This is a genomic window from Peribacillus sedimenti (assembly GCF_046237635.1).
GTDB lineage: Bacteria > Bacillota > Bacilli > Bacillales > DSM-1321 > Peribacillus > Peribacillus sedimenti.
Map to the genome: position 1 here is coordinate 4,435,789 of NZ_CP143547.1, position 20,472 is coordinate 4,456,260.

General features: G+C 40.8%; 19 protein-coding genes and 2 riboswitches. Of the genes, 6 read left to right on the forward strand and 13 right to left on the reverse strand.

What is annotated here, in order from left to right:
• Position 1: 1 nt before the first annotated feature.
• The 4 genes from V1500_RS21815 to V1500_RS21830 all read right to left on the reverse strand — a co-directional run bounded on the left by V1500_RS21815 (position 2) and on the right by V1500_RS21830 (position 5,332).
• On the reverse strand, positions 2 to 2,389 hold the full coding sequence (locus V1500_RS21815; protein WP_409302559.1) for a 3-hydroxyacyl-CoA dehydrogenase NAD-binding domain-containing protein: 2,388 nt from the start codon (positions 2,387 to 2,389) through the stop codon (positions 2 to 4).
• A 190-nt stretch (positions 2,390 to 2,579) separates the two neighbouring features.
• The gene (locus tag V1500_RS21820) at positions 2,580 to 3,497 is read right to left on the reverse strand and encodes a proline dehydrogenase family protein (RefSeq protein WP_409302561.1); all 918 of its coding nucleotides are present in this window, start codon (positions 3,495 to 3,497) and stop codon (positions 2,580 to 2,582) included.
• A gap of 191 nt (positions 3,498 to 3,688) precedes the next feature.
• Positions 3,689 to 3,937, reverse strand: coding sequence for a DUF2573 family protein (locus V1500_RS21825; RefSeq protein ID WP_409302563.1), 249 nt, complete (start codon positions 3,935 to 3,937; stop codon positions 3,689 to 3,691).
• A 222-nt stretch (positions 3,938 to 4,159) separates the two neighbouring features.
• Positions 4,160 to 5,332, reverse strand: a complete 1,173-nt coding sequence (locus tag V1500_RS21830; protein ID WP_409302565.1) for an FtsW/RodA/SpoVE family cell cycle protein — start codon at positions 5,330 to 5,332, stop codon at positions 4,160 to 4,162.
• A 464-nt stretch (positions 5,333 to 5,796) separates the two neighbouring features.
• Positions 5,797 to 5,982, forward strand: a riboswitch (Lysine riboswitch).
• Between the two features lie 91 nt (positions 5,983 to 6,073).
• Between V1500_RS21830 and V1500_RS21835 the strand changes: the two genes are divergently transcribed.
• A complete protein-coding gene (locus V1500_RS21835) occupies positions 6,074 to 7,528 on the forward strand; it encodes an amino acid permease (RefSeq protein WP_409302567.1) in 1,455 nt (484 codons plus the stop codon).
• Between the two features lie 331 nt (positions 7,529 to 7,859).
• Complete coding sequence (locus V1500_RS21840) at positions 7,860 to 9,047, forward strand: D-alanyl-D-alanine carboxypeptidase family protein (RefSeq protein ID WP_409302569.1); 1,188 nt, start codon at positions 7,860 to 7,862, stop codon at positions 9,045 to 9,047.
• 51 nt (positions 9,048 to 9,098) lie between these two features.
• On the opposite strand, the gene V1500_RS21845 is transcribed toward V1500_RS21840, so the two are convergent.
• The 4 genes from V1500_RS21845 to V1500_RS21860 form a co-directional block, all read right to left on the reverse strand.
• Positions 9,099 to 9,986, reverse strand: a complete 888-nt coding sequence (locus V1500_RS21845) for an NAD-dependent epimerase/dehydratase family protein (protein WP_409302570.1) — start codon at positions 9,984 to 9,986, stop codon at positions 9,099 to 9,101.
• 157 nt (positions 9,987 to 10,143) lie between these two features.
• On the reverse strand, positions 10,144 to 10,464 hold the full coding sequence (locus V1500_RS21850) for a DUF948 domain-containing protein (protein ID WP_409302571.1): 321 nt from the start codon (positions 10,462 to 10,464) through the stop codon (positions 10,144 to 10,146).
• A gap of 112 nt (positions 10,465 to 10,576) precedes the next feature.
• Complete coding sequence (locus V1500_RS21855) at positions 10,577 to 10,735, reverse strand: hypothetical protein (protein WP_409302573.1); 159 nt, start codon at positions 10,733 to 10,735, stop codon at positions 10,577 to 10,579.
• 132 nt (positions 10,736 to 10,867) lie between these two features.
• Positions 10,868 to 12,829: an LTA synthase family protein gene (locus tag V1500_RS21860; RefSeq protein ID WP_409302575.1), complete on the reverse strand. Its 1,962-nt coding sequence runs from the start codon at positions 12,827 to 12,829 to the stop codon at positions 10,868 to 10,870.
• Positions 12,830 to 13,496: 667 nt separating this feature from the next.
• Positions 13,497 to 13,594: riboswitch (guanidine-I (ykkC/yxkD leader) on the forward strand.
• A gap of 126 nt (positions 13,595 to 13,720) precedes the next feature.
• Between V1500_RS21860 and V1500_RS21865 the strand changes: the two genes are divergently transcribed.
• Positions 13,721 to 14,062 carry a DMT family transporter gene (locus tag V1500_RS21865; protein ID WP_409302577.1) on the forward strand — a complete coding sequence of 114 codons (342 nt, stop codon included), beginning with the start codon at positions 13,721 to 13,723 and terminating at the stop codon, positions 14,060 to 14,062.
• A complete protein-coding gene (locus V1500_RS21870; RefSeq protein ID WP_409302578.1) occupies positions 14,062 to 14,376 on the forward strand; it encodes a DMT family transporter in 315 nt (104 codons plus the stop codon). Before V1500_RS21865 ends, V1500_RS21870 begins: the two co-directional genes overlap by 1 nt.
• A gap of 39 nt (positions 14,377 to 14,415) precedes the next feature.
• Here the strand turns inward: V1500_RS21870 and V1500_RS21875 are convergent, their stop codons facing one another.
• Genes V1500_RS21875 through V1500_RS21890 form a run of 4 tightly spaced genes read right to left on the reverse strand, consistent with a single transcriptional unit; the run spans position 14,416 to position 18,043 of the window.
• Positions 14,416 to 15,360 (reverse strand): siderophore ABC transporter substrate-binding protein, encoded by a 945-nt coding sequence (locus tag V1500_RS21875; RefSeq protein WP_409302580.1) that lies wholly within the window; start codon positions 15,358 to 15,360, stop codon positions 14,416 to 14,418.
• Positions 15,361 to 15,397: 37 nt separating this feature from the next.
• The gene (locus tag V1500_RS21880) at positions 15,398 to 16,156 is read right to left on the reverse strand and encodes an ABC transporter ATP-binding protein (RefSeq protein WP_409302582.1); all 759 of its coding nucleotides are present in this window, start codon (positions 16,154 to 16,156) and stop codon (positions 15,398 to 15,400) included.
• Positions 16,150 to 17,100, reverse strand: coding sequence for an iron chelate uptake ABC transporter family permease subunit (locus tag V1500_RS21885; RefSeq protein WP_409302584.1), 951 nt, complete (start codon positions 17,098 to 17,100; stop codon positions 16,150 to 16,152). The genes V1500_RS21880 and V1500_RS21885 overlap by 7 nt, the downstream gene beginning before the upstream one ends.
• Positions 17,093 to 18,043 carry an ABC transporter permease gene (locus V1500_RS21890; protein WP_409302586.1) on the reverse strand — a complete coding sequence of 317 codons (951 nt, stop codon included), beginning with the start codon at positions 18,041 to 18,043 and terminating at the stop codon, positions 17,093 to 17,095. Before V1500_RS21890 ends, V1500_RS21885 begins: the two co-directional genes overlap by 8 nt.
• 395 nt (positions 18,044 to 18,438) lie before the next feature.
• Here V1500_RS21890 and V1500_RS21895 point away from each other — a divergent pair, with 395 nt between their 5' ends.
• Positions 18,439 to 18,975, forward strand: coding sequence for a YceI family protein (locus V1500_RS21895; RefSeq protein WP_409302588.1), 537 nt, complete (start codon positions 18,439 to 18,441; stop codon positions 18,973 to 18,975).
• 75 nt (positions 18,976 to 19,050) lie between these two features.
• Here the strand turns inward: V1500_RS21895 and V1500_RS21900 are convergent, their stop codons facing one another.
• Positions 19,051 to 19,590 (reverse strand): NADPH-dependent FMN reductase, encoded by a 540-nt coding sequence (locus V1500_RS21900; protein WP_409302590.1) that lies wholly within the window; start codon positions 19,588 to 19,590, stop codon positions 19,051 to 19,053.
• Between the two features lie 354 nt (positions 19,591 to 19,944).
• Here V1500_RS21900 and V1500_RS21905 point away from each other — a divergent pair, with 354 nt between their 5' ends.
• Positions 19,945 to 20,217 carry a DUF1450 domain-containing protein gene (locus tag V1500_RS21905; RefSeq protein WP_409302592.1) on the forward strand — a complete coding sequence of 91 codons (273 nt, stop codon included), beginning with the start codon at positions 19,945 to 19,947 and terminating at the stop codon, positions 20,215 to 20,217.
• The last annotated feature ends 255 nt before the right edge of the window (positions 20,218 to 20,472 follow it).

Consider the following 20,472-nt stretch of genomic DNA (forward strand, 5'->3'; position numbering starts at 1 on the left):
GTTAGTTGCGAAGCGGTTTACCTTTTACCAGCATATGCTGCATTCTTTGTTGGGTTTTCGGCTTTGCCACAAGGTCCAGGAATGCTTCTCTTTCCAAATCCAGCAAATACTGTTCGTCTACTTCGGTACCATAAGGAACCTTTCCTCCGGCAATGACATAAGCTAGTTTTCTCGCAATATACATATCATGGTCTGAAATATAGCCTGTCAGCCTCATAGATTCTGCACCCAATAATAGGGCTGCATAACCAGGTTCACCCACTACCGGGATCTTAGCCCGCACAGGCGCTGTATATCCTTGCTCAAATAGTGAAAGAACGGCTTGTTTCGCATCATATAATAAATGGTCAGAATTAACGGATATTCCGTCTGCAAAGTTCAAGAAATTGTTTTCTCGTGCTTCTTCCGCCGAGGTAGAAACCTTGGCTGTAGCTATGGATTCAAACACCTTATTCGCAACCTTTTGGAGGTCAAAATCAATTCCTTGCGGCATGCTCTTTAAATTTTTGATATAAAGCTCTTTGTTTCCGCCTCCTCCTGGAATCAGACCGACTCCGACCTCTACCAGCCCCATATAAGTCTCACTGGACGCCTGGATACGGGCTGCAGGAAGACAAACTTCAGCTCCCCCTCCAAGGGCCATGTTAAATGGAGCGGCTACAACCGGCTTATTGCTGTATTTAATTTTCAGCATAGCCTGCTGGAAGTGGCGCACCACCATATCCAATTCAAAGAAATTGTCATCCTGGGCTTCCATAAGCATCATTGCCAGATTTGCACCGACACAGAAATTTTTGCCCTGGTTTCCGATTACAAGTCCCTTATAATTAGCTTCCACTTCCTCAACCGCAAAATTGATCATCTGGACAATATCAAGGCCAATTGCATTGTTTTGAGATGTAAACTCCAGCAATGCTACGCCATCCCCAATGTCAATCAATGACGCACCGCTGTTTTTCTTGATTACTTTTCCTTGTTTTTTCAATCTTGCCAGATTGATCACCTTGGGATTTTCTACAAGCTCACGATACTCCCCATTCACAAAGTAGGAGACACTGCCTTCTTCTGATGCCTGGTAGAAAGATGTAAATCCGTTGGCTATCATATTCTTGATCCAGTCTGGCACCTTCAGGCCTTCAGCTTCCATACGGGATACCGATTTTTCCAACCCAATCGCATCCCATGTTTCAAACGGGCCCGATGACCAGCCGAATCCCCACTTCATAGCCTGGTCAATCGCTACTATGTCATCAGCAATTTCTCCTACAAGATCAGCAGAATATACAAGCACAGGACTAAGGATGCTCCATAGCAGCTGACCCGCACGGTCATCGCTGTATACAAGCGCTTTCATTTTGTTCGCTAAACCCTTTTGCTGCTTGGCAGCTTCCATTGAAGGAGTTTTTAGCTTTTTACGTTCCTGGTATTCAAGAGTAACCGGATTCAGCTCCAGTATCTCTTTACCCTTTTTAAGGAAGAATCCCTGACCAGATTTGCTTCCAAGCCACCCGTTCTGAATCATTTTGTTAAGGAATTCCGGAATCTCAAATACTTCCTTCTCTTCACCTTCTACTTGTTCATACACGTTTCTTGCAACGTGAGCGAAAGTATCGAGCCCCACCACATCCAAGGTCCGGAAAGTGGCACTTTTGGCTCTTCCAATTAACGGGCCTGTGACTGAATCTACTTCACCGACACTATATTCTGCTGTAAGCATTTCCCGTACAGTCACAAGAAGACCGTAAGTACCAATCCGGTTTGCAATGAAGTTTGGAGTATCCTTTGCTTCGACGACTCCTTTACCAAGCACATCCTCGCCAAATACTTTCATGAACGAAAGGACTTCAGGAGCTGTATGTTTCGTCGGGATTATTTCTAACAGCTTTAAATAGCGGGGCGGGTTGAAAAAGTGAGTTCCAAGGAAATTTCTTTGGAAATCCTCTGAACGCCCTTCAGCCATGGCTTCAATGGAAATACCCGATGTATTGGAGCTGATGATGCTGCCCGGTTTACGATACTGGTCTACCTTTTCAAATACCTGTTTTTTCACTGCAAGATTTTCTACGACAACCTCAATCACCCAATCTACTTCTCCGAGTCTTTTAAGGTCGTCCTCCAGGTTTCCCGCTTCGATAAGAGCCAGATTCTTTTTGGCTGTCAGCGGAGCCGGCTTTTGTTTTAAAAGCTTATGGATCGCCGTTTGGCTGATTCGGTTTCTCACAATTTTATCTTCAAGTGTTAGTCCCTTTTTCTTCTCATCCTCGGATAGCTCGCGAGGCACAATATCTAATAATAAAGTTGGAATGCCGATGTTTGCAAGGTGTGCAGCAATCCCTGATCCCATAACTCCTGACCCCAGAACAGCAGCCTTTCGTATTTGTCGAACCAAGTTCTTATCCCCCTTACCTGATTGTATTGAATGAATGCTCATTCAGTTTGTGATTACTTATAATATAAGATATTTTAGAAAATTGCGCAATTGCAAATACTTAAAAAAACACATATTTTCATCGAAAGTTTTTCGGCAAACAAAAAGGATGGGTAAAATCACCTCATCCTAATGGTTGTTCATAAATATCCTATTTTTTAAACATGCCTTTTAACACAAAGGCAACATTAGCAGGCCTTTCGGCAAGCCTGCGCATGAAATAGCCGTACCAGTCCGTTCCATAGGGGACATACACCCTCATTTTATATCCTTCCTTCACCAGTTCTAACTGTCTTTCATTCCGGATTCCGTAAAGCATCTGGAATTCAAACTGGTCATTCGGTATGTTATGCTCCTTCACAATTTGTTTCGTATATTCAATAATCGCTTCATCATGGGATGCGATTGCCGTATAATTTCCATTCAATAAATGCGTTTTGATAATTTTTTTGTAATTGTCATCCACATCCTTCTTCTCCGGAAACGCAACTTCAGGAGATTCTTTATAAGCTCCCTTCACCAGACGGAGATTCGGATGCAGACTGTTTAAATCGTCTATATCCTTTTCAGTACGGTATAGGTAAGCCTGGATTACGGTGCCCACATTATCATAATCTTCTCGCAGTTTTTTAAAAATATCGATCGTCTTCTGGCAACGGGAATAGTCTTCCATATCAATAGTCACAAAAACATTGTGTTGCTTCGCAGCATCCAGTATTCTTGTCATATTTCTCATAACCACAGCATCAGAAATATCCATTCCCATAGAGGTCATTTTCAGCGACAGCTGTGAGTTCAATTTATGCTTACCAATAGCCTCGATCGCTACAATCGAATTATCCGCCATTTCATTGGCTTCTTTTTCATTATCTACAAATTCACCTAGATAATCGATCGTCACAGACAGCCCATTTTTATTTAATTCCCTGATTTTTGCAACTGCAAGGTCAATAGTCTCACCTGCCACAAATCGGGACGCACCAAAACGAAGTCCATATTTTTTTGCCAGTTTAGTCAGGCTTTTATTCTTTGATAGAAAAAGAAAAAAATCTCTCATAAGTTGTTCCATTAAATATCCCCCTAAAACCCGATGTCCGTGAAAAATGATCTGTTCTACTATACAGAAAATATATTAAAATTCGACAATTCCATTTTAACATTTTGCTTTTGGATTTGATACGAAAAAAATTGCCGGGACTACGGGAGTTTACTTCACTGGTTTTGTCCAAAAAAAAAAGAGACTGCCCAATTAAAAATTGGTCAATCTCTTTTATTCCGATGATTTTCGTTTAGCACTTTAATTTCAGATATAATTTCCATCATCTGCTCTTTTCCTTTAGGATATAAAGCATTCCAATGTTTAGCAAGAGCAGGCATTGTTTTTGCAATATAGGTGTATAAAACCCAGTATCGTACCTTCTCCTCCAGCTCTTCTCCATTGGTGCCAGTCATCAATTCTGTATATTTGGACAGCAGAGCTTCAAACTGCCCCTTAAATTCCTCATTCATTATAAAAAACTCCCTCCTGAATGCTTGGCTCCACAGGATGTGGGGTCAGTCAGTCTTGCCAGGCCTACAGGATGCGGGCTGTCTGCGCTGCCATATGACGCGGCAGGTTTAGCTGACCTTCCACTCGTGAAGGGTTTAACTGACCTTCTTCGTGTGGCACTATTAGCTGACCTTCCACATGTTTAACAATCTTAGCCGATCATCCTTAAGCTGACATCCATTTTACGTATCAGTGGAGAACATATACTTTTTATAATGATATCTTATACTGAAAATGATTCCCATTGCCAGCATGTTGCCAAGCAGAGAACTTCCTCCATAACTGATGAAAGGCAGAGGGATTCCTGTAATAGGCAGTACACCTATTGTCATTCCTACGTTTTGGAACACATGGAATGTGACCATGCTAATAACCCCAACACATACATACGTATAGAAATTGTTTTTCGTTTCCATCCCAATCTTCGTAATGTGATAAATTAGCAGGAAGAATAAACTGATCACAATGCTTGAGCCAATAAAACCCGTTTCTTCTCCAATAATGCTGAAGATGAAATCCGTCTGGCTTTCCGGCATATAGACTTCGCGGGAACCCAGCCCTTTCCCTGTTGTTTGGCCAGAGCCAATGGCAAGCAAGGATCTGGTCAGATGGTATCCTTCCGCCTTTTGGTAATTATATGGGTCAATCCAGGAATAAATGCGGCCGAACTGGTATTGTTTTACTCCCAAATATTTCTCCAATATATCGGGGTGCCAGATGACAAAGAACAGAATGGTCGAAGCCAGGACGGCTCCTGCTGAAAATATGGGTACCAATATCCTCCAGGATATCCCAGAGATAAAGATAGTTCCGAGCAGAATCGCCAAAAATACAAGCGAAGTTCCCAGGTCGGGCTGCTTCATAACCAGCGCAAGCGGCAATGCTGTCACCATTCCAAGCTTGACTAATAACCATAAATCCGTCTGGATAGTCTTGATCGGCGTTTTAATGTGGTGACTGGAAATCACATTTGCCAATGAAAGAATAAGAAAAACCTTCATAAATTCTGATGGCTGCATTGAACCCATGAACGGTACTTGATACCAGCTCTTCGCACCATTGACCGGCCGCGCAATGCTCTCAGGAGCAACAATCAGGAAAGCCAGAAGCAAACATCCGAAACCATATGAATACCATGATATTTTTTTTAATTGATCAGAATCCAATGTTATTGTCCCAACGATAATTCCAACTCCGACAACATACCAGAGCAGCTGCTTGAGCAGGAAGTTTTCCCCATACTGCCCGGTAGATTGTGCACTGAATATAGCAGACAGACTAGCGAGAAATAATAGAAACAATATAAATGCCAACCCGTAATCTATCCGGGATGAGATATTTTTATCTGACTGCATGTTGAACTCTCCCCTTTAAAAAAGCGCAGGGCGCATACTGAAAACACTCATCGGCACCAGAAGCGATGGAACCGCGCGGCTCGCAAAAAAACATTTAATTTTTCGGCATTTTCACCGAAATCCATTTGATTTTAGCCTCATAAAACACTATGGCTTTTTTTAATGAAAGAAAGCTAATTTTAGATACTTTTACATTATACTTGATACGGCTAAAATCACAACAATATAGATGTATTGGGTTTATTTTCAATATTTTTCGCCTTCTTTGCAGCAATTATTTTCAGTATTCCCCGATGTAACTGCAAAGTGTTTCGTAAAAAGATGTCATTTTTTCAGAAAAGTATATCTTTTTTAGGAAAATTATTAATCTCTTTTTATTTATAATACCTACCAAAAAAAGTTATTGCACATATCTCCGTCATAAACTATACTTCAATAATATAAAAGAATACTTCCTCATTAACCGATGAGGTAGAGGCTGCAGCTTATATCAGTATGGCGGACGAGATACAGGGAATATTCATGACTCCGCATAGAAAGGATAAGCTGCCGAAGTCCGGATATATTCACTGAATATCCTGGCTGGTATTGTTGCCGAACAGGGACGATACTGTCACGTTGTTTTTACAGCGTGGGGAGCTACTTTCGGAAGGATTACACGGGTACATTACACGGCCTTCGATCTTTTTCGATGGCCGTTTTTTATTTGTTCATCCTTTCAGAACAAAAGGAGTGTTAATAATGGAAAAAAAGGCAACACATAATCCTTCTCAATTACAGAGAGGGTTAAAGACCAGGCACCTGACGATGATTTCCCTCGGTGGAACAATCGGGACAGGACTGTTCCTGGCAAGCGGCGGTGCTATTCATAATGCGGGGCCTGGCGGAGCACTTCTCGCTTATGCCGTGATTGGCCTTATGGTTTACTTCTTAATGACCGGGCTTGCTGAGATGGCAGCATATATGCCTGTATCAGGCTCATTCCGTGTCTATGCGACTAAATTCGTCGATCCATCGTTTGGCTTTGCACTGGGCTGGAATTACTGGTACAACTGGGCAATCACTGTTGCCGCCGAGCTAGCAGCTGTTGTGCTGATTATGAAATTCTGGTTCCCTGACAGCCCTTCCCTTTTATGGAGTGCAATATGCCTGGTGATTATGTTCGGCATTAACTATATGTCCGTCAAAGGATTTGGAGAAACAGAATATTGGTTCTCATTAATTAAAGTGGTGACTGTTATCGTTTTCCTTATTACCGGTGTTTTAATGATACTTGGGATTATGGGCGGAGAAGCGATCGGATTCAAAAATTTCACCGTTGACGATGCTCCCTTTAACGGAGGGTTCATGACTATACTTGGCATCTTTATGGCAGCAGGGTTCTCATTCCAGGGAACTGAATTGCTTGGTGTGGCAGCAGGAGAAAGCGAAAATCCAAGACAAAGTATTCCTAAGGCCATACGTTCGGTCTTCTGGCGTATTTTGCTTTTCTATATTTTGGCCATCTTTGTCATCGGATTGATTATTCCTTACAATACGGAGAGTTTATTAAGCTCTGATATCGCAGTCAGCCCATTTACACTGGTATTCGAGAAGGCTGGCCTGGCGTTCGCTGCTTCGGTAATGAATGCAGTCATTCTGAGCGCGATATTATCTGCAGGAAATTCCGGTATGTACGCCTCAACACGTATGCTATGGGATTTGGCGCGTGAAGGAAAGGCTCCTAAATTCCTCGGCAAACTAGATAAGCGCGGAGTACCGGTCAATGCCTTGATCGCTACGTCTCTTGTTGGGACTTTGGCTTTTCTTACAACATTCTTCGGGGACGGCCAGGTATATGTTTGGCTGCTGAATGCATCCGGAATGTCAGGATTTATCGCATGGATTGGGATTGCAGTCAGCCACTATCGCTTCCGAAAAGCTTATGTTGCACAGGGCCGAGATCTGAATGATCTTCCTTACCGTGCAAAATGGTTCCCTCTGGGCCCAATTCTAGCTTTCGTCATTTGTCTGATTGTAACACTTGGACAAAATTATGGAGCATTTACCGGAGAGTCAATTGACTGGAAAGGTGCTCTTGTATCCTATATTGGCTTGCCTTTATTCTTGATCATCTGGTTTATTTTTAAAGTAAAATATAAAACAAAACTTGTTCCATTAACAGAAGTTGATCTAGAAAAGCAAGATAAATTTTAAGGATCGAGCCTGTATTTTGCCAGATGCAAAATACAGGTTTTTTTAGTTTGTTCAACGTCGATTTTGCATACACTATACCAGCGTCAGACCTCTCCAAGTCCCTCAAACGTTCAGACTCTGTCCCCCAAAAATAACCCAAACGAAAACTTTGGCAGGAAGTGAAAATTAATCCTTGGTAAATGGTTCATGAATTGTAGAGCATATCCTGCTTTTTTAACGATAGATTACTCCAAGATTACATTTTAAGAATAATTACGATTTATTATAGATTTTTATTTTTTTTATTTCTAAAATGAAAAAGGATATGTAAATGACATTTTTCAGGAGCTTTATGATGAGAACTAAATTAACTGGGTTTATAGTGGTAATTATTATTGTACTTGTATTTGGAAAAACAAATGCTTATGCCAAAGACAGCAGCACACCTGCCATAAAGAGCGAATCTGCCATAATGATCGATGCAAAAACCGGAAGGACTTTGTTGGGTAAGCATGAAAACGCCCAAATGTACCCAGCAAGCCTGACGAAGGTCGCCACGGCAATCTACGCAATTGAAAAAGGCAATTTACATGATCAAGTAAAGATCAGCCCGGCAGCTGCAGCAGCGGTTGGTTCATCAGTATATGTAACTGCAGGAGAAACCATCCCTCTGTTAAACCTTGTACAGGGGTTTTTAATTAATTCTGGCAACGATGCGGGAGTGGCTATAGCAGAGCATTTATCCGGCAGCCAGGAGAATTTTGCAACGGACCTGAATACATTTCTTCAAACAAAGGTTAAAACTACCGGCACTAATTTCACGAACCCTCATGGACTGTTTGATAAAAACCATTATACGACTGCTGACGACCTGGCCAAAATTACTCAGTTCGCCATGAAAAACCCAATCTTCAGGGATGCCTTCAGCAAGAAAGAACTGCCGTGGCATGTAAAAACTTGGGATACTACACTCATTACACATCATCGGCTTTTAAAGGGTGAGCAACCATACAAAGGGATTACAGGAGGCAAAACCGGATTCGTGAGCAAGTCCGGCCACACACTGATAACCAGTGCCAAAAGAGGGAACATGGAGCTTATTGCAGTAACACTAAAGTCCACATCGGCCAGGCAGGCATACAACGACACAAAGAGCATGCTTAACTATGGCTTTTCTCATTTCACTACATCCAAGATTGATAAAAGTAAAAGATTTTCCGTAAAGGGAAAGACATTCTCCCTAAAACAAGATTTGTATTATACTCAATTAAAGGATGATACCCCTGTCTTCAAAACTGAGAAAAATGGAATTTTGGAAGTAAAAAACCAAATAGGCGAAGTTATGCAGTCCTTCGATTTGGAGCTCGTGGCTAACGCCGAGGAAATGCCCAAACCAAAACCAGATCAAAAAGAGCTTAAAGATACTCAGGGCAAACGCCTCTTTTACCCGTCTCTATTAGTTCTTTTTCTTCTATTATGTTCTGGGATGTTCGTTCAGAAGCGAAGAGCAAAAAAACGGAGAAATAAGTATCACTGGTAGGGAAAAAGAAAACCGCATCGGGTTGCGGTTTTCTTTTTTATTTGTATTCCATCAAGTTGGTTTATGATCCGTGATTAATTGGTCTACCAGTGAGGAAAATTCCATGAATGTAAATCCCAGGGACTGTGCTTTTTGGGCTGAAAGTGCCAATGATTTTCCCAAATCATATGGTGAGCGGTCTGCCCCGCTTTTTGCATCAGGGACAACTACAGGCTCCCTTCCGACCCTATTCCCTATTCTGGATATCAGTTCACCCAGAGAAATATCACCGCTGGATAATGGATTTAAAGGACCATTATACTCCCCTTTTGCTGCATCGAGGAGGAAGCGTGCTGCATCTCCGGAGTATACAAATCCCAGTCTGGCATCAGGATTTCTTACCGCGATCGGCTTTCCATTTTTCACATGCTCCACATGGAAAGCAAAGCGTTCTGTATAATCATCTTCACCGACAATATAAGGGAAACGGGCAGCCACTACAGGAAAGTAATTCTTTTGATATAAAATTGCCTCAGCTGTCCGCTTGGCTTCCTGATATCCAGTGAATCCCGGATATTCTCTTCTTGTTTTAAGTACAATAGGAAAGCTATATGGATCAAAATCATCTTCTGCCAAATGTTCGCCAAAATCATAAACGGCAGAAGATGATATAAGTATGTATTTCTTTACTCTATTTTTTAACAATTCAGCGGCATCTTCAGCCTCCTGTGCAGAGTAGCAGGTATTATCAAAAACAACATCCCATTCCATATCTCCTAAAGCTGATTGGACACTTCTTCTATCCTCGCGGTCTAGGATTATTCTCTGGACTCGATCCCCAAAATCATCAGATCTGATCCCCCTTGTCCCAATCGTGACCTCAATCCCTTCATCTAAAAGCATTTTTACAAGCCTCTTTCCAACAAACTGGGTGCCTCCAAAGATTAGCGCCTTTTTCATTGTTGATCTCCTCCCGTCTTATTCGACACTTTGTTTAATTGGCCATATCCTGCCTAAAATCCTCCTTGGTTAAAGGCTTACGAAAACATTAAGTCTATGGAAGCATAAAAAACATAAAAAAACAGCACCCGTTTAAGTGCTGTTGATCCCCTGTTTTTTATCGAAAGACGCGCGTGTGCCTCTTGCCTTTTGTAGCGTCCCAAAGCTGTTTTATTGGTTTCGGCGTCTGCTTTACTGCTTGTATTGTTTCCTGCACAGATTGTTTTTTAAATTGTACATCTGATTGGATTTCTTTCTGGGTTACGGACAATTTATCTGTTTCTGAGGTAATTTGTTCTGTTTTTGCCTGCATTCTTGCAGTCGTCGCTGAGATCCTGTTGAGGGTTGGCTTTGTTTCCTTGAATGTTTTCACGGCACTGAAAGCCAGGTAAATAAGGGAGCCGACAACAAGTGCTATACTTATATACACAATGATCATATTTGTTCCTCCTCCACGCTTCGTTACGTATCTTTACCCGCTGCCGCACTCCCGAAACTGATTTCCTAAAGACTGCTTCTGATCAGTTAGCGTGGGAAAATGAAAGAAGTCCTTACTCTGAAGTTTTTGGTTTTGGAACCGTACCGTCTTTACTATCTGGAATAGGTCCATAGCCAAGATCATTCCTGCTCCATTTGCTGTCATGGTCGGGTCCTGCGCCCGGTGCGATATTAGACATAGGCAGCTGCTTTAATTCCTTGCCGTTTGGCATTTTCCATCACCTCATCTTTAGGATGTACAAGAAGAACGGAAACAATCGAATCAATACAAAAAGCAGATAAGTTATTTCTCCAAAATAAAAAAGCTGTTAAGGAATCATTTATCCTTAACAGCTTTCCTGCGGTTATTGACCGACAGCAGTTTTAACCTTTGGTTCATCTTCATCATGCGTATAATCATAATCTGATGGGTCAATTGGTTCAAAACCTTTTGGAGTATAGAAACGCAGGAGATCGCCATTTACGACTTCATCAGAAAGTCTTAGCATCGTTTCAACCATTTCTTGATCCTGCTCGATTTCCTTTGTTTTTTCTAGCGGTTCGCCCGTGTTAGTATCATAGTATTTTCCTTTAAGAACCGTGACCTTTGGTGTTATAAAGTCGCCATTCCTGAATGGAACAACTTGATGATGCTCTTTGGAAAGCAGGTCAGTACCGAATTGTACGTAGTCTTTCGTATCAACACCCAATAAATGGAGCATGGTTGGCATTAAATCCACCTGGCCTCCATATTGATGCTTCACGCCGCCTTCCACCCCGGGTACATGAATCAATAGAGGCACCCGCTGCAGCTGGGCATTTTCAAACTTGCCAACTTCCTTGCCAAGAACTTTTGACATTGCACTATTATGGTTTTCCGAAATACCATAATGGTCGCCATACATGATAATAACGGAATTATCATATAGTCCTGATTGTTTCAGATAATCAAAGAATTCTCGAAGGGCTTCATCTGCATATCTGGCAGTCTGGAAATAGTTATCCACCGATGAGTCCCCTGTGGAATGCTTCGCAATGGTTGCTTCCTCTTGATCCAGAGGATACGGGAAGTGATTGGAAAGCGAGATGAACTTCGCATAAAACGGTTGAGGAAGAGTATTGATCAACGGTATGGATTCTCTGAAGAATGGCTTATCCTTCAATCCATAGTTCATCACATCTTCATCGTTCATGTCATAATAGCTTGCGTCAAAGAATTTATCGAAGCCAAGTGATTTATAAATCTTGTCACGATTCCAGAATGACTTGTAATTGCCGTGGAACACAGCAGATGTATATCCCCGCTGACCTAATATGGCCGGTGCGGCCTGATACGTGTTTTGAGCCTGAGTAGTAAATGCAGCACCCTGCGGCAGCCCGAACAAGGAATTTTCAAGCATAAACTCTGCATCTGCGGTTTTACCCTGCCCTGTCTGGTGGAAAAAGTTATCAAAGTACATAAAATCCTTGCTGCCTGCAAGTGAATTTAAGAAAGGAGTAACTTCTTCCCCATTCAATTTATAGTTGATGATAAAGTTTTGCATGGACTCAAGATGCAGATAGATTACGTTTTTGCCTTTTGCTTTTCCAAAATACTTTGGATTTGGCTCTGCTTTTGTAGCTTTCGTATAGTTCACAACTTCAGCAATATCTGAACTGTTTGCCGTTGCTCGCTGAGCATAGGTCTTTGTGTTTTGGATCATGTCATAAACGGTATAATTGTACATACCAAGATATTTGACAATATAATTACGGTCAAAAGTTCTTGATAACAACTGCGGACGATCCTTTTCAGCAAGCCCAAGATTGATAGTAAAAACCATAACGGCTGTCAAAAATACCGAAGTAACCGTGCGTCTCTTTAGCCTTTCATCTTCCGGCTTAACAACCTTTCCAAAATAAAGCACAAGCAAAGTGATGGTATCCAGAAAATAAAAGAAGTCATATGGACTGGTCAACGCTGTAATGCTCTGTCCCAAATCTCCCGCATTGTTCACTTGGGTGAGCGTTGGCAGCGTAATAAAATCACTGAAAAATCGGTAGTACATAATATTTGCGTAAAGAAGGAAAGAAAGCATAAAGTTCAGTGCGATAATCCATCTATAAGCTTTTTTTCCTTTGGCAAAAAGAGCTAATCCAAAAATTAACAGGGCTGAACTTAGCGGGTTAAGGAAAAGGAGGAATTCTTGGATTCCATTCTCCACGCCAAGGTTGAACTCCGTTCGATATGCGATATAGGTTTTTAGCCAGAAAAGAACTACTGCGATAGCAAAGAAGCCCAGCAGTTTTTTAGTGATGTTCTGGTTTAGTTTCAGAAATTTAGCCATGTTTTTTCACCTCTATTAATCTAGTGGTCCCTTTTGTAAATGTTTCAGGAAAGTAAAAAACTCTCTTACACGAAAACAAAGAGAGAGTAGGCATACAATCCATAATACCATCTCAGCCAAAGAAGTCAAGGCAATGGAGCCTATTCCCTCATATTCACTAACTAAATCCATTTACAAATTATACAGCTTTTTCAAGGTAAGATAAGATCCAAAATACTCAGTTTGGCGGCATTTCAAAAACGTCCCGCTCAGTGACTCAGCATGTCTATCAGGCCTTTTGTATTTTATGTTGCTGATTATCAATTAAGTACAAGTCTTTTTAATTTTTATGATTATTAATCATATATCAGTTTCAAACAACAATCAAAAAAAGATTACCTTTCATTAGATACCACGTTATGGCAATCCGCTAACCAGGTCATTTTACTTTAAATCACATGTTTATTATATAGTTTCGCTTTTCAGATTTCCACTAAATGACATAAGCTGGAATATTCTGACTTTATAAATTAACCCGCTCATACTTCATAAAAGCACCATTCATATGTCCTGGCAATTTAGCGAATGAACCCAAAGATAACACCCAGGCAAGTATAAAACGCCTATAATGTTCTGAAAACCTTGAAATTTTGATAACCTGGGATATAATAATACATAATAATAATCGTAAAATGTTTTCTAGGGTTCCGCGATGATTCATCGGTCTGGTCCGAGAGAAAACTCACGGCGCCAGCCGTGCCACGGAGGGACAAAAGCCTGGGAGATCTGTTATACAGTTCACCCAGGCTTTTTTTATTTTGGATAAACTAATGTACATCCAATACCCGGCTTGATCATGCTTGACTCTCTGCATTGCTCTTAAGCGATGTAACACATTTAGGGGTGAATAAGATGAATAAGTATTGGCTTTATATTTTTATCGCGGCTTTTTTCGAGGTATTTTGGGTCATCGGGCTCAAACACGCCGACAGTGTTCTTTCATGGTGTGCAACCGTCTTTGCTATAATTGTCAGTTTTTATGTGTTGATCATTGCAGGTAAATGGCTTCCTGTAGGTACCGTCTATGCGGTCTTTGTTGGCCTGGGGACAGGAGGAACTGTGTTAGCGGATATTCTCTTATTTAATGAAGAATTAAAATTAAGTAAAATCGTTTTAATTTTGCTCCTGTTAACTGGAGTGATGGGGCTAAAATTGGTTACCGGTGATCATTACGGGAAAGGCAGTGATATATAATGGCATGGGTTTCTCTTTTACTGGCAGGAATGTGCGAAATGCTTGGTGTTTTGATGATCAATAAGTTTCATAAGGATAGAAACTGGAAGGCAGTCCTATACCTGATTTTGGCTTTTGGCGGGAGCTTCTGCTTTCTGGCAATGGCCATGGAGACACTGCCAATGGGTACCGCATATGCCATTTGGACAGGAATTGGAGCTTCAGGGGGTGCTATCTTGGGGATATTGATATATGGAGAACCGAAGGATTGGAGAAGAATCCTTTTTATCATTATGATTCTAGGTTGCGCAATAGGCTTAAAACTAGTGGGATAAAAAAACTGTCCCTTCGGCAGGGACAGCTCCATTTTTGTATTATTTCAAACCTTTATCCACCTCTTGTACCATTTCACCTACAGAAACCAATCCTCCACCGGCAAGATACCAGTACTCAGGATTGAGATATATAATGTTTCCATTCTTATATGCATTGGTCTTCTTTACCAGACTGTTTTCAATTACTTTCTTGGCACTTTGTCCTTCTCCTACCGCAGCATCTCTGTCCACCACAAACAGGATATCAGGGTTCCGCTCCACCAGGTATTCAAAGGATATATTCTGGCCGTGCCTAGGATCAGCATCCAAATCGTCGGCGGCTGGCTTAATTCCAAGAACATCATGTATGATGCCGAAACGAGAACCGGGACCAAATGCTGTTACCTTTCCGCCGGAAGTCAGGGTGATAAGGGCCTTCCCATTCCCGGAAGCGACATGCTCTTTCACAGATTCAATATTATCCTCAATCTTCGCAACTTCCGCTTTGACTTCTTCCTCTTTATCGAATATTTCTCCAACTGTAGTCATGTTCTTCTTGAAGGATCCCATATAATCCTTATAGTCGAATCCCATAAATACGGTCGGCGCAATTTCTGCAAATTTATCGTAGGAATCTTGCTGCCTGCCAGAAATAATAATAAGGTCTGGCTTCATCTCATTAATTTTTTCAAAGTTAGGCTCCATCAGCCCTCCAACATTTTCATACTTGCTTCCTTTATATTTATCAAGGTAAGAAGGTAAATTATCCTTGGGCACACCCGCTGCCTCTACCCCTAATCGATCCATAGTCTCCAAAATCCCAAAGTCAAACACGACCACTTTCTTTGGATTTTTCTTTACAGGAGTCTCTCCAAATTGATGCTTTACTGTAATTGTATCAGAGTCATTATTTGCACCTGTTCCCGAACTGTCCTTCGAGGCGCAGGCTGCTGTGAGCACAGCGAAAACCGCAAGTATCATCAATAATGAAATTTTCCGTTTCATTTTGTCTGCACCCTCCTTCTGCCGTTTTTTTAAATCATTAGGCGTAGTATACTGCAATCTTGTTTTCATCTATCGTTTGAATATTGATGTCCATATCGTATAAAGTCTTTAACAGGTCCGGCCTGATAATATTTTCTGTAGCCCCCTGCTGAATAATTTTGCCGTCCTTCAAAGCAACAATATAATCTGAATAACAGGAAGCAAAATTAATATCGTGGATGACGATGACCACCGTCTTTCCAAGCTCATCAGCGAGCTTCCTCAAGACTTTCATAATTTGTACGGAATGTTTCATATCCAAATTATTCAACGGCTCATCCAGCAGGATATACTCGGTATCCTGGGCGATCACCATCGCGATAAAGGCGCGCTGCTGCTGGCCGCCGCTCAATTGGTCCAGATATTTATCCTGGATGTCAGCAAGCTCCATATACTTTATAGCTGCATCGACATGCTTCCAGTCTTCTTTGGTAAGCCTGCCTTGTGAGTATGGAAAACGGCCAAAAGATACTAATTCCCTTATCGTCAGGCGCACATTTATATAATTTGATTGTTTTAAGATTGCTATCTTTTTAGCCAGTTCGTTACTTTTGCATCGTGCAATATCCATTCCATCTATCAATATATCGCCTGTATCCTTGCTGAGGATTCTGCTGATAATGGATAAAAGTGTACTTTTCCCAGCACCGTTAGGACCAATGAACGAAGTGATCTTGCCCTTCTCGATCTTCAAGGAAACATTTTCGATAACATTTTTGTCGCCGTACTGTTTGGATACATTCTTTACCTCTACCATGCTTTATTCTCCTTTAGTAAAAGATATATGAAATACACTCCACCGATGAAGTTGACAATCACACTGAGAGTTGTAGAAAAAGTAAACACCCTCTCCACAATAAGCAAACCGCCGATTAAGGCAATGATACTGATCAAAACGGACCCCGCAGCCAAGTATGCATGGCGATACGTCTTAAAGAATTGATAAGAAACATTGACAACCAGAAGACCTAGAAATGTTATGGGACCTACCAAAGCAGTTGCAACAGATACCAAAATAGCTACAAGTATTAACAGCCTTTTTACTACATGATCATAGTCAACGCCTAGATTGATGGCCTGTTCCCTGCCAAGAGAAAGGACATCGAGATATTTAATTTCCCTGAAAAAATATATGAACACGGCTGCAATAATAAATACAGAAATACCCAATAAATCAGTATTGATATTATTGAAGCTTGCAAACATACGGTCCTGGATAATTTGAAACTCATTAGGATCAATGATTACCTGCATAAACGATGAGAAGCTCTGGAACATCGTACCCATTATCAGACCTATTAATAGGAGAAAGTAGATGTTTTGTGACTCTCTTTTAAACAGAAATTTATATAATAAGGCTGCAAATAACACCATCAAGCCAACTGAAATTACGAAATTAAGATTATTATTCATAACCGATTGGCTGCCTGAACCAAACACAAAAATAAGTGCAGTCTGGATTAGCATATATAAGGAATCGAGCCCTATTATGCTGGGCGTTAAAATCCGGTTATTGGTGATCGTTTGAAACACAATCGTCGAAAACCCGATCGCCGCTGCGGTCAGTACAACGGCTGCTATCTTTATGCCCCGCTTCGGCAGCACATAATCCCAGTAGCTCCCTATATCTGTGAATAGGTAGATGATAATTAAAACAGCGGTTAGTAAAGCGAGAATACTGAGTCTACCTTTGTTATGCATATGCTTTTCTCCTCATCAGCAGATAAAGAAAGATCCCGCTTCCAATTACCCCTACTGTTAACCCGATCGGCATTTCATATGGGAAAATAATGACTCTTCCCAAAATATCACAAAACAGCAGGAACACTGCTCCCAGGAGAGCTGTATGAGTCAGATTTTTCTTTAAATTGTCGCCATTATAAATAGAGACTATATTGGGGACAACCAGCCCTAAAAATGGAATCATCCCTACAGTAAGCAAGACAGCCGTAGTGGATAAAGCGACAATGATCAGGCCTGTATTGACTACAACCCTATAATTCAAGCCTAAATTGACAGCAAATTCTTCTCCCATTCCTGCAATAGTGAATTTGTTGGCAAATAAATAAGCCACAATTACCAGCGGGATGCTTATATAGATCATTTCATATCTTCCGGCCATAATCATGGAAAAATCGCCATGCAGCCAAGCAGATATACTTTGAATCAAATCGTGTTTGTATGCGAAGAATGTTGTAATGGAACTAATGATATTTCCAAACATCAACCCTACAAGAGGAATGAATATCGCATCTTTGAACTTGATTCTATCAAGAAGCCTCATGAACAGAAACGTACCGGCAAGCGCAAACACAGAAGCAATCAGCATCTTCTCCATCATGCTGGCCGATGAGAAGAGAATTAATGAAACAAGAATCCCCAGTCTTGCGGAGTCCATGGTCCCAGCCGTGCTTGGAGATACGAACTTATTCCTGCTTAGCTGCTGCATGATAAGTCCACAGATGCTCATGCTGACTCCGGCAATAATCAGGCTGATTAACCGGGGGAATCTGCTGATAAAAAGAATATCCCTCTGGTCTTTAGTCATATGTAGTAAATCGAGTGGAGTAATATCCTTTACACCTATGAACAATGAGGCCAGAGAAAGTACTACGAATGCGATAATTAAGTATCTCTTTTTCATTGTTTTCCTTCTCTTTCTGTTGACATGATGTGCATCATTTCAGCAACTGTTAAGCTGGTATTATATTAATGAGATTAATTATCAATGAAACGCAAAAAAATAATGTCAAACTGACAAAACTTTAATGAGATTCATTATCAATTACCATTACTATTGTAAAATCTTATATGTATATGTGTCAATTCATTTTCACCAATAATCAGAAAATAAAGGTTATCGTCCTTAATTTTTAACAAGCAAGGAAGAAATATTTTCTATATATAGGAAATATATTTAAAGATGTGCATTGACATACAGTAATCCATTCCGTATAATTCATCTCAAGGTAATATATCTCAAATTCAAGATATAAGACTTAAAAATATGATTTTATGTAAATATGGGAGGAATTTAACATGACAAAAACAAAATGGGCAGTAGATCCAACTCATAGCAGCATTGATTTCTCAGTAAAACACATGATGGTTGCAAAAGTAAAAGGAACATTTCATAAATTCGACGCTCAAATCGAAGCCGATCCCACTGACTTAACAACAGCTGATATCGAGTTCAACATTGATATTTCAAGCATTGATACACGAAACGCTGACCGCGACAATCACCTTCGTTCAGCTGACTTTTTCGATGTGGAGAACTCTTCAACTCTAAACTTCAAGGCTACAAATATTGTAAAAGCAGATGAAGATGAATATCAAGTCACTGGAGACTTAACAATTGGCAAGATTACACGCCAAGAAACATTTACTGTAACGTTTGAAGGCCAAGGCAAAAACCCTTGGGGGGCAGAAGTAGTCGGGTTCAGCGGAAAAGGAGCTATCAACCGCAGTGATTATGGTTTAACATACAATGCCGCTCTTGAAACTGGCGGGGTCCTGATTGGTGATAAAATCAATATTACTCTAGAAATCGAAGCATCTGCACAAGCATCCTAATCTTTGATAGCTGCAATGCAAAAAAACAGGAAGACTGCCAGTCTTCCTGTTTTTTTTGTGCTTCTTGCCGTTAATTTATGTATTTGCCAATTTGGTTTGCAAATAGACCAATTCCTGCGAAAGCTCTGTTAGCCTTCTATCTATATCTTCATCAATGATCTGGCTTTCCTTGTTAAAGCTGTCATTAGGCACAAATACACTTTTTGTGGCAACAATGGCCTTGAAGAATGATAGGATTGGCCGCAGCTGATTTTCGGCAACCAGGGAGTGATGGCTGGATCCGGCAGTGGATACATATCCTACTACCTTGGATTCAAACACGGTAACCGGGAGATGATCGAGCAGGTTTTTCAAAACCCCCGGGATCGATGCTTGATATACGGGAGTCCCTATTACGAAGAAATCTGCATCTATAATTTTCCCAATAACATTTTTTGTATCATCATTATATGATTCTAAAGGGCGTCCATCGACCATTTCTACCAGATAATCCTTCAAATCAATAAGTTCTATATCGATCTCCGGTCCATAAGCCTTGGCCCGGGTTAACACCTCATCGACTATCTTGGCTGTCTTTGAGCCGATAATCGCACCGGAAATACCTACTAATTTCACTGCCTTATCCTCCTTAACAACGGGAAGTATCCCGTTTAATTTACCGACTAGGAAGCAATCGTTGATGTAAATTCGTGATCGTCGAAGATTAATTATCTTGCTATAAAAAAGATTATCATTTTTAAAAACCAAATGCACCATATTAGATTAAGTTTTATGGAAAGGTTTACGGAAAAAGTATTACGCAGTAAAATGGGATAGAAGAGGATAGCTTGGCATACCAATTTACCCGTTCCTCAGCCCATTCGCTCTTCTTCAATCATTTGCGGCTGAAGACTGTAACTTAACCAGTTTAGCTGCTTCTTCAAAAACGGCAAATTGAATGCAGCTATTACTTAAAGGAAGCTGATAAATATGAAATCACTTCTGCAAATATTCTCAAAGAAGAAGAAGATTAGTATCGAGTTTTGCCAGAATAATCTGGATCGTTTTTTGGATCCATCCTCATTCCAGGAATTTCAATCGTTTTTAGGGGATACAACGCTCCAATATAAAGAATATACATGCATGAGCGAATGCAAACTATGTAAAAAATCACCTTATGCGAAGGCAGATGGTGACCTCGTAACGGCTGAAACACCAGCAGAATTACTTAAAAAGTTAAAAGATAAAGCTATTATGAACTAGCTAAAAAAGGCGCCTCAATGGAATAAAAGCGGCTCAGATTGTCGACAAAGGGGTCGGAATGTACTCATTTTGTACCCCTTTTGTCATTTCGGTCGCTATTTAAGTACAAAGAGGCCGGTCTTTGCTGGTCTCTAGCATGAAACAGATGCTAAAAGTATTTTCAAATAAGGTGAGTTAAGTCAAGGTAACAGGACAATGCCTGGACGACCGACATTCCAGGTCCCTCCCTCCACCAAGTTATAGGTAAAGGAGAAA

Excerpts from the sequence above, each read along its gene's own strand:
- V1500_RS21820 (WP_409302561.1), bottom strand. The coding sequence starts at position 3,497 with ATGGAACAACTTATGAGAGATTTTTTTCTTTTTCTATCAAAGAATAAA.
- V1500_RS21825 (WP_409302563.1), bottom strand. The coding sequence starts at position 3,937 with ATGAATGAGGAATTTAAGGGGCAGTTTGAAGCTCTGCTGTCCAAATAT.
- V1500_RS21830 (WP_409302565.1), bottom strand. The coding sequence starts at position 5,332 with ATGCAGTCAGATAAAAATATCTCATCCCGGATAGATTACGGGTTGGCA.
- V1500_RS21835 (WP_409302567.1), top strand. The coding sequence starts at position 6,074 with ATGGAAAAAAAGGCAACACATAATCCTTCTCAATTACAGAGAGGGTTA.
- V1500_RS21840 (WP_409302569.1), top strand. The coding sequence starts at position 7,860 with ATGATGAGAACTAAATTAACTGGGTTTATAGTGGTAATTATTATTGTA.
- V1500_RS21845 (WP_409302570.1), bottom strand. The coding sequence starts at position 9,986 with ATGAAAAAGGCGCTAATCTTTGGAGGCACCCAGTTTGTTGGAAAGAGG.
- V1500_RS21850 (WP_409302571.1), bottom strand. The coding sequence starts at position 10,464 with ATGATCATTGTGTATATAAGTATAGCACTTGTTGTCGGCTCCCTTATT.
- V1500_RS21855 (WP_409302573.1), bottom strand. The coding sequence starts at position 10,735 with ATGCCAAACGGCAAGGAATTAAAGCAGCTGCCTATGTCTAATATCGCA.
- V1500_RS21860 (WP_409302575.1), bottom strand. The coding sequence starts at position 12,829 with ATGGCTAAATTTCTGAAACTAAACCAGAACATCACTAAAAAACTGCTG.
- V1500_RS21865 (WP_409302577.1), top strand. The coding sequence starts at position 13,721 with ATGAATAAGTATTGGCTTTATATTTTTATCGCGGCTTTTTTCGAGGTA.
- V1500_RS21870 (WP_409302578.1), top strand. The coding sequence starts at position 14,062 with ATGGCATGGGTTTCTCTTTTACTGGCAGGAATGTGCGAAATGCTTGGT.
- V1500_RS21875 (WP_409302580.1), bottom strand. The coding sequence starts at position 15,360 with ATGAAACGGAAAATTTCATTATTGATGATACTTGCGGTTTTCGCTGTG.
- V1500_RS21880 (WP_409302582.1), bottom strand. The coding sequence starts at position 16,156 with ATGGTAGAGGTAAAGAATGTATCCAAACAGTACGGCGACAAAAATGTT.
- V1500_RS21885 (WP_409302584.1), bottom strand. The coding sequence starts at position 17,100 with ATGCATAACAAAGGTAGACTCAGTATTCTCGCTTTACTAACCGCTGTT.
- V1500_RS21890 (WP_409302586.1), bottom strand. The coding sequence starts at position 18,043 with ATGAAAAAGAGATACTTAATTATCGCATTCGTAGTACTTTCTCTGGCC.
- V1500_RS21895 (WP_409302588.1), top strand. The coding sequence starts at position 18,439 with ATGACAAAAACAAAATGGGCAGTAGATCCAACTCATAGCAGCATTGAT.
- V1500_RS21905 (WP_409302592.1), top strand. The coding sequence starts at position 19,945 with ATGAAATCACTTCTGCAAATATTCTCAAAGAAGAAGAAGATTAGTATC.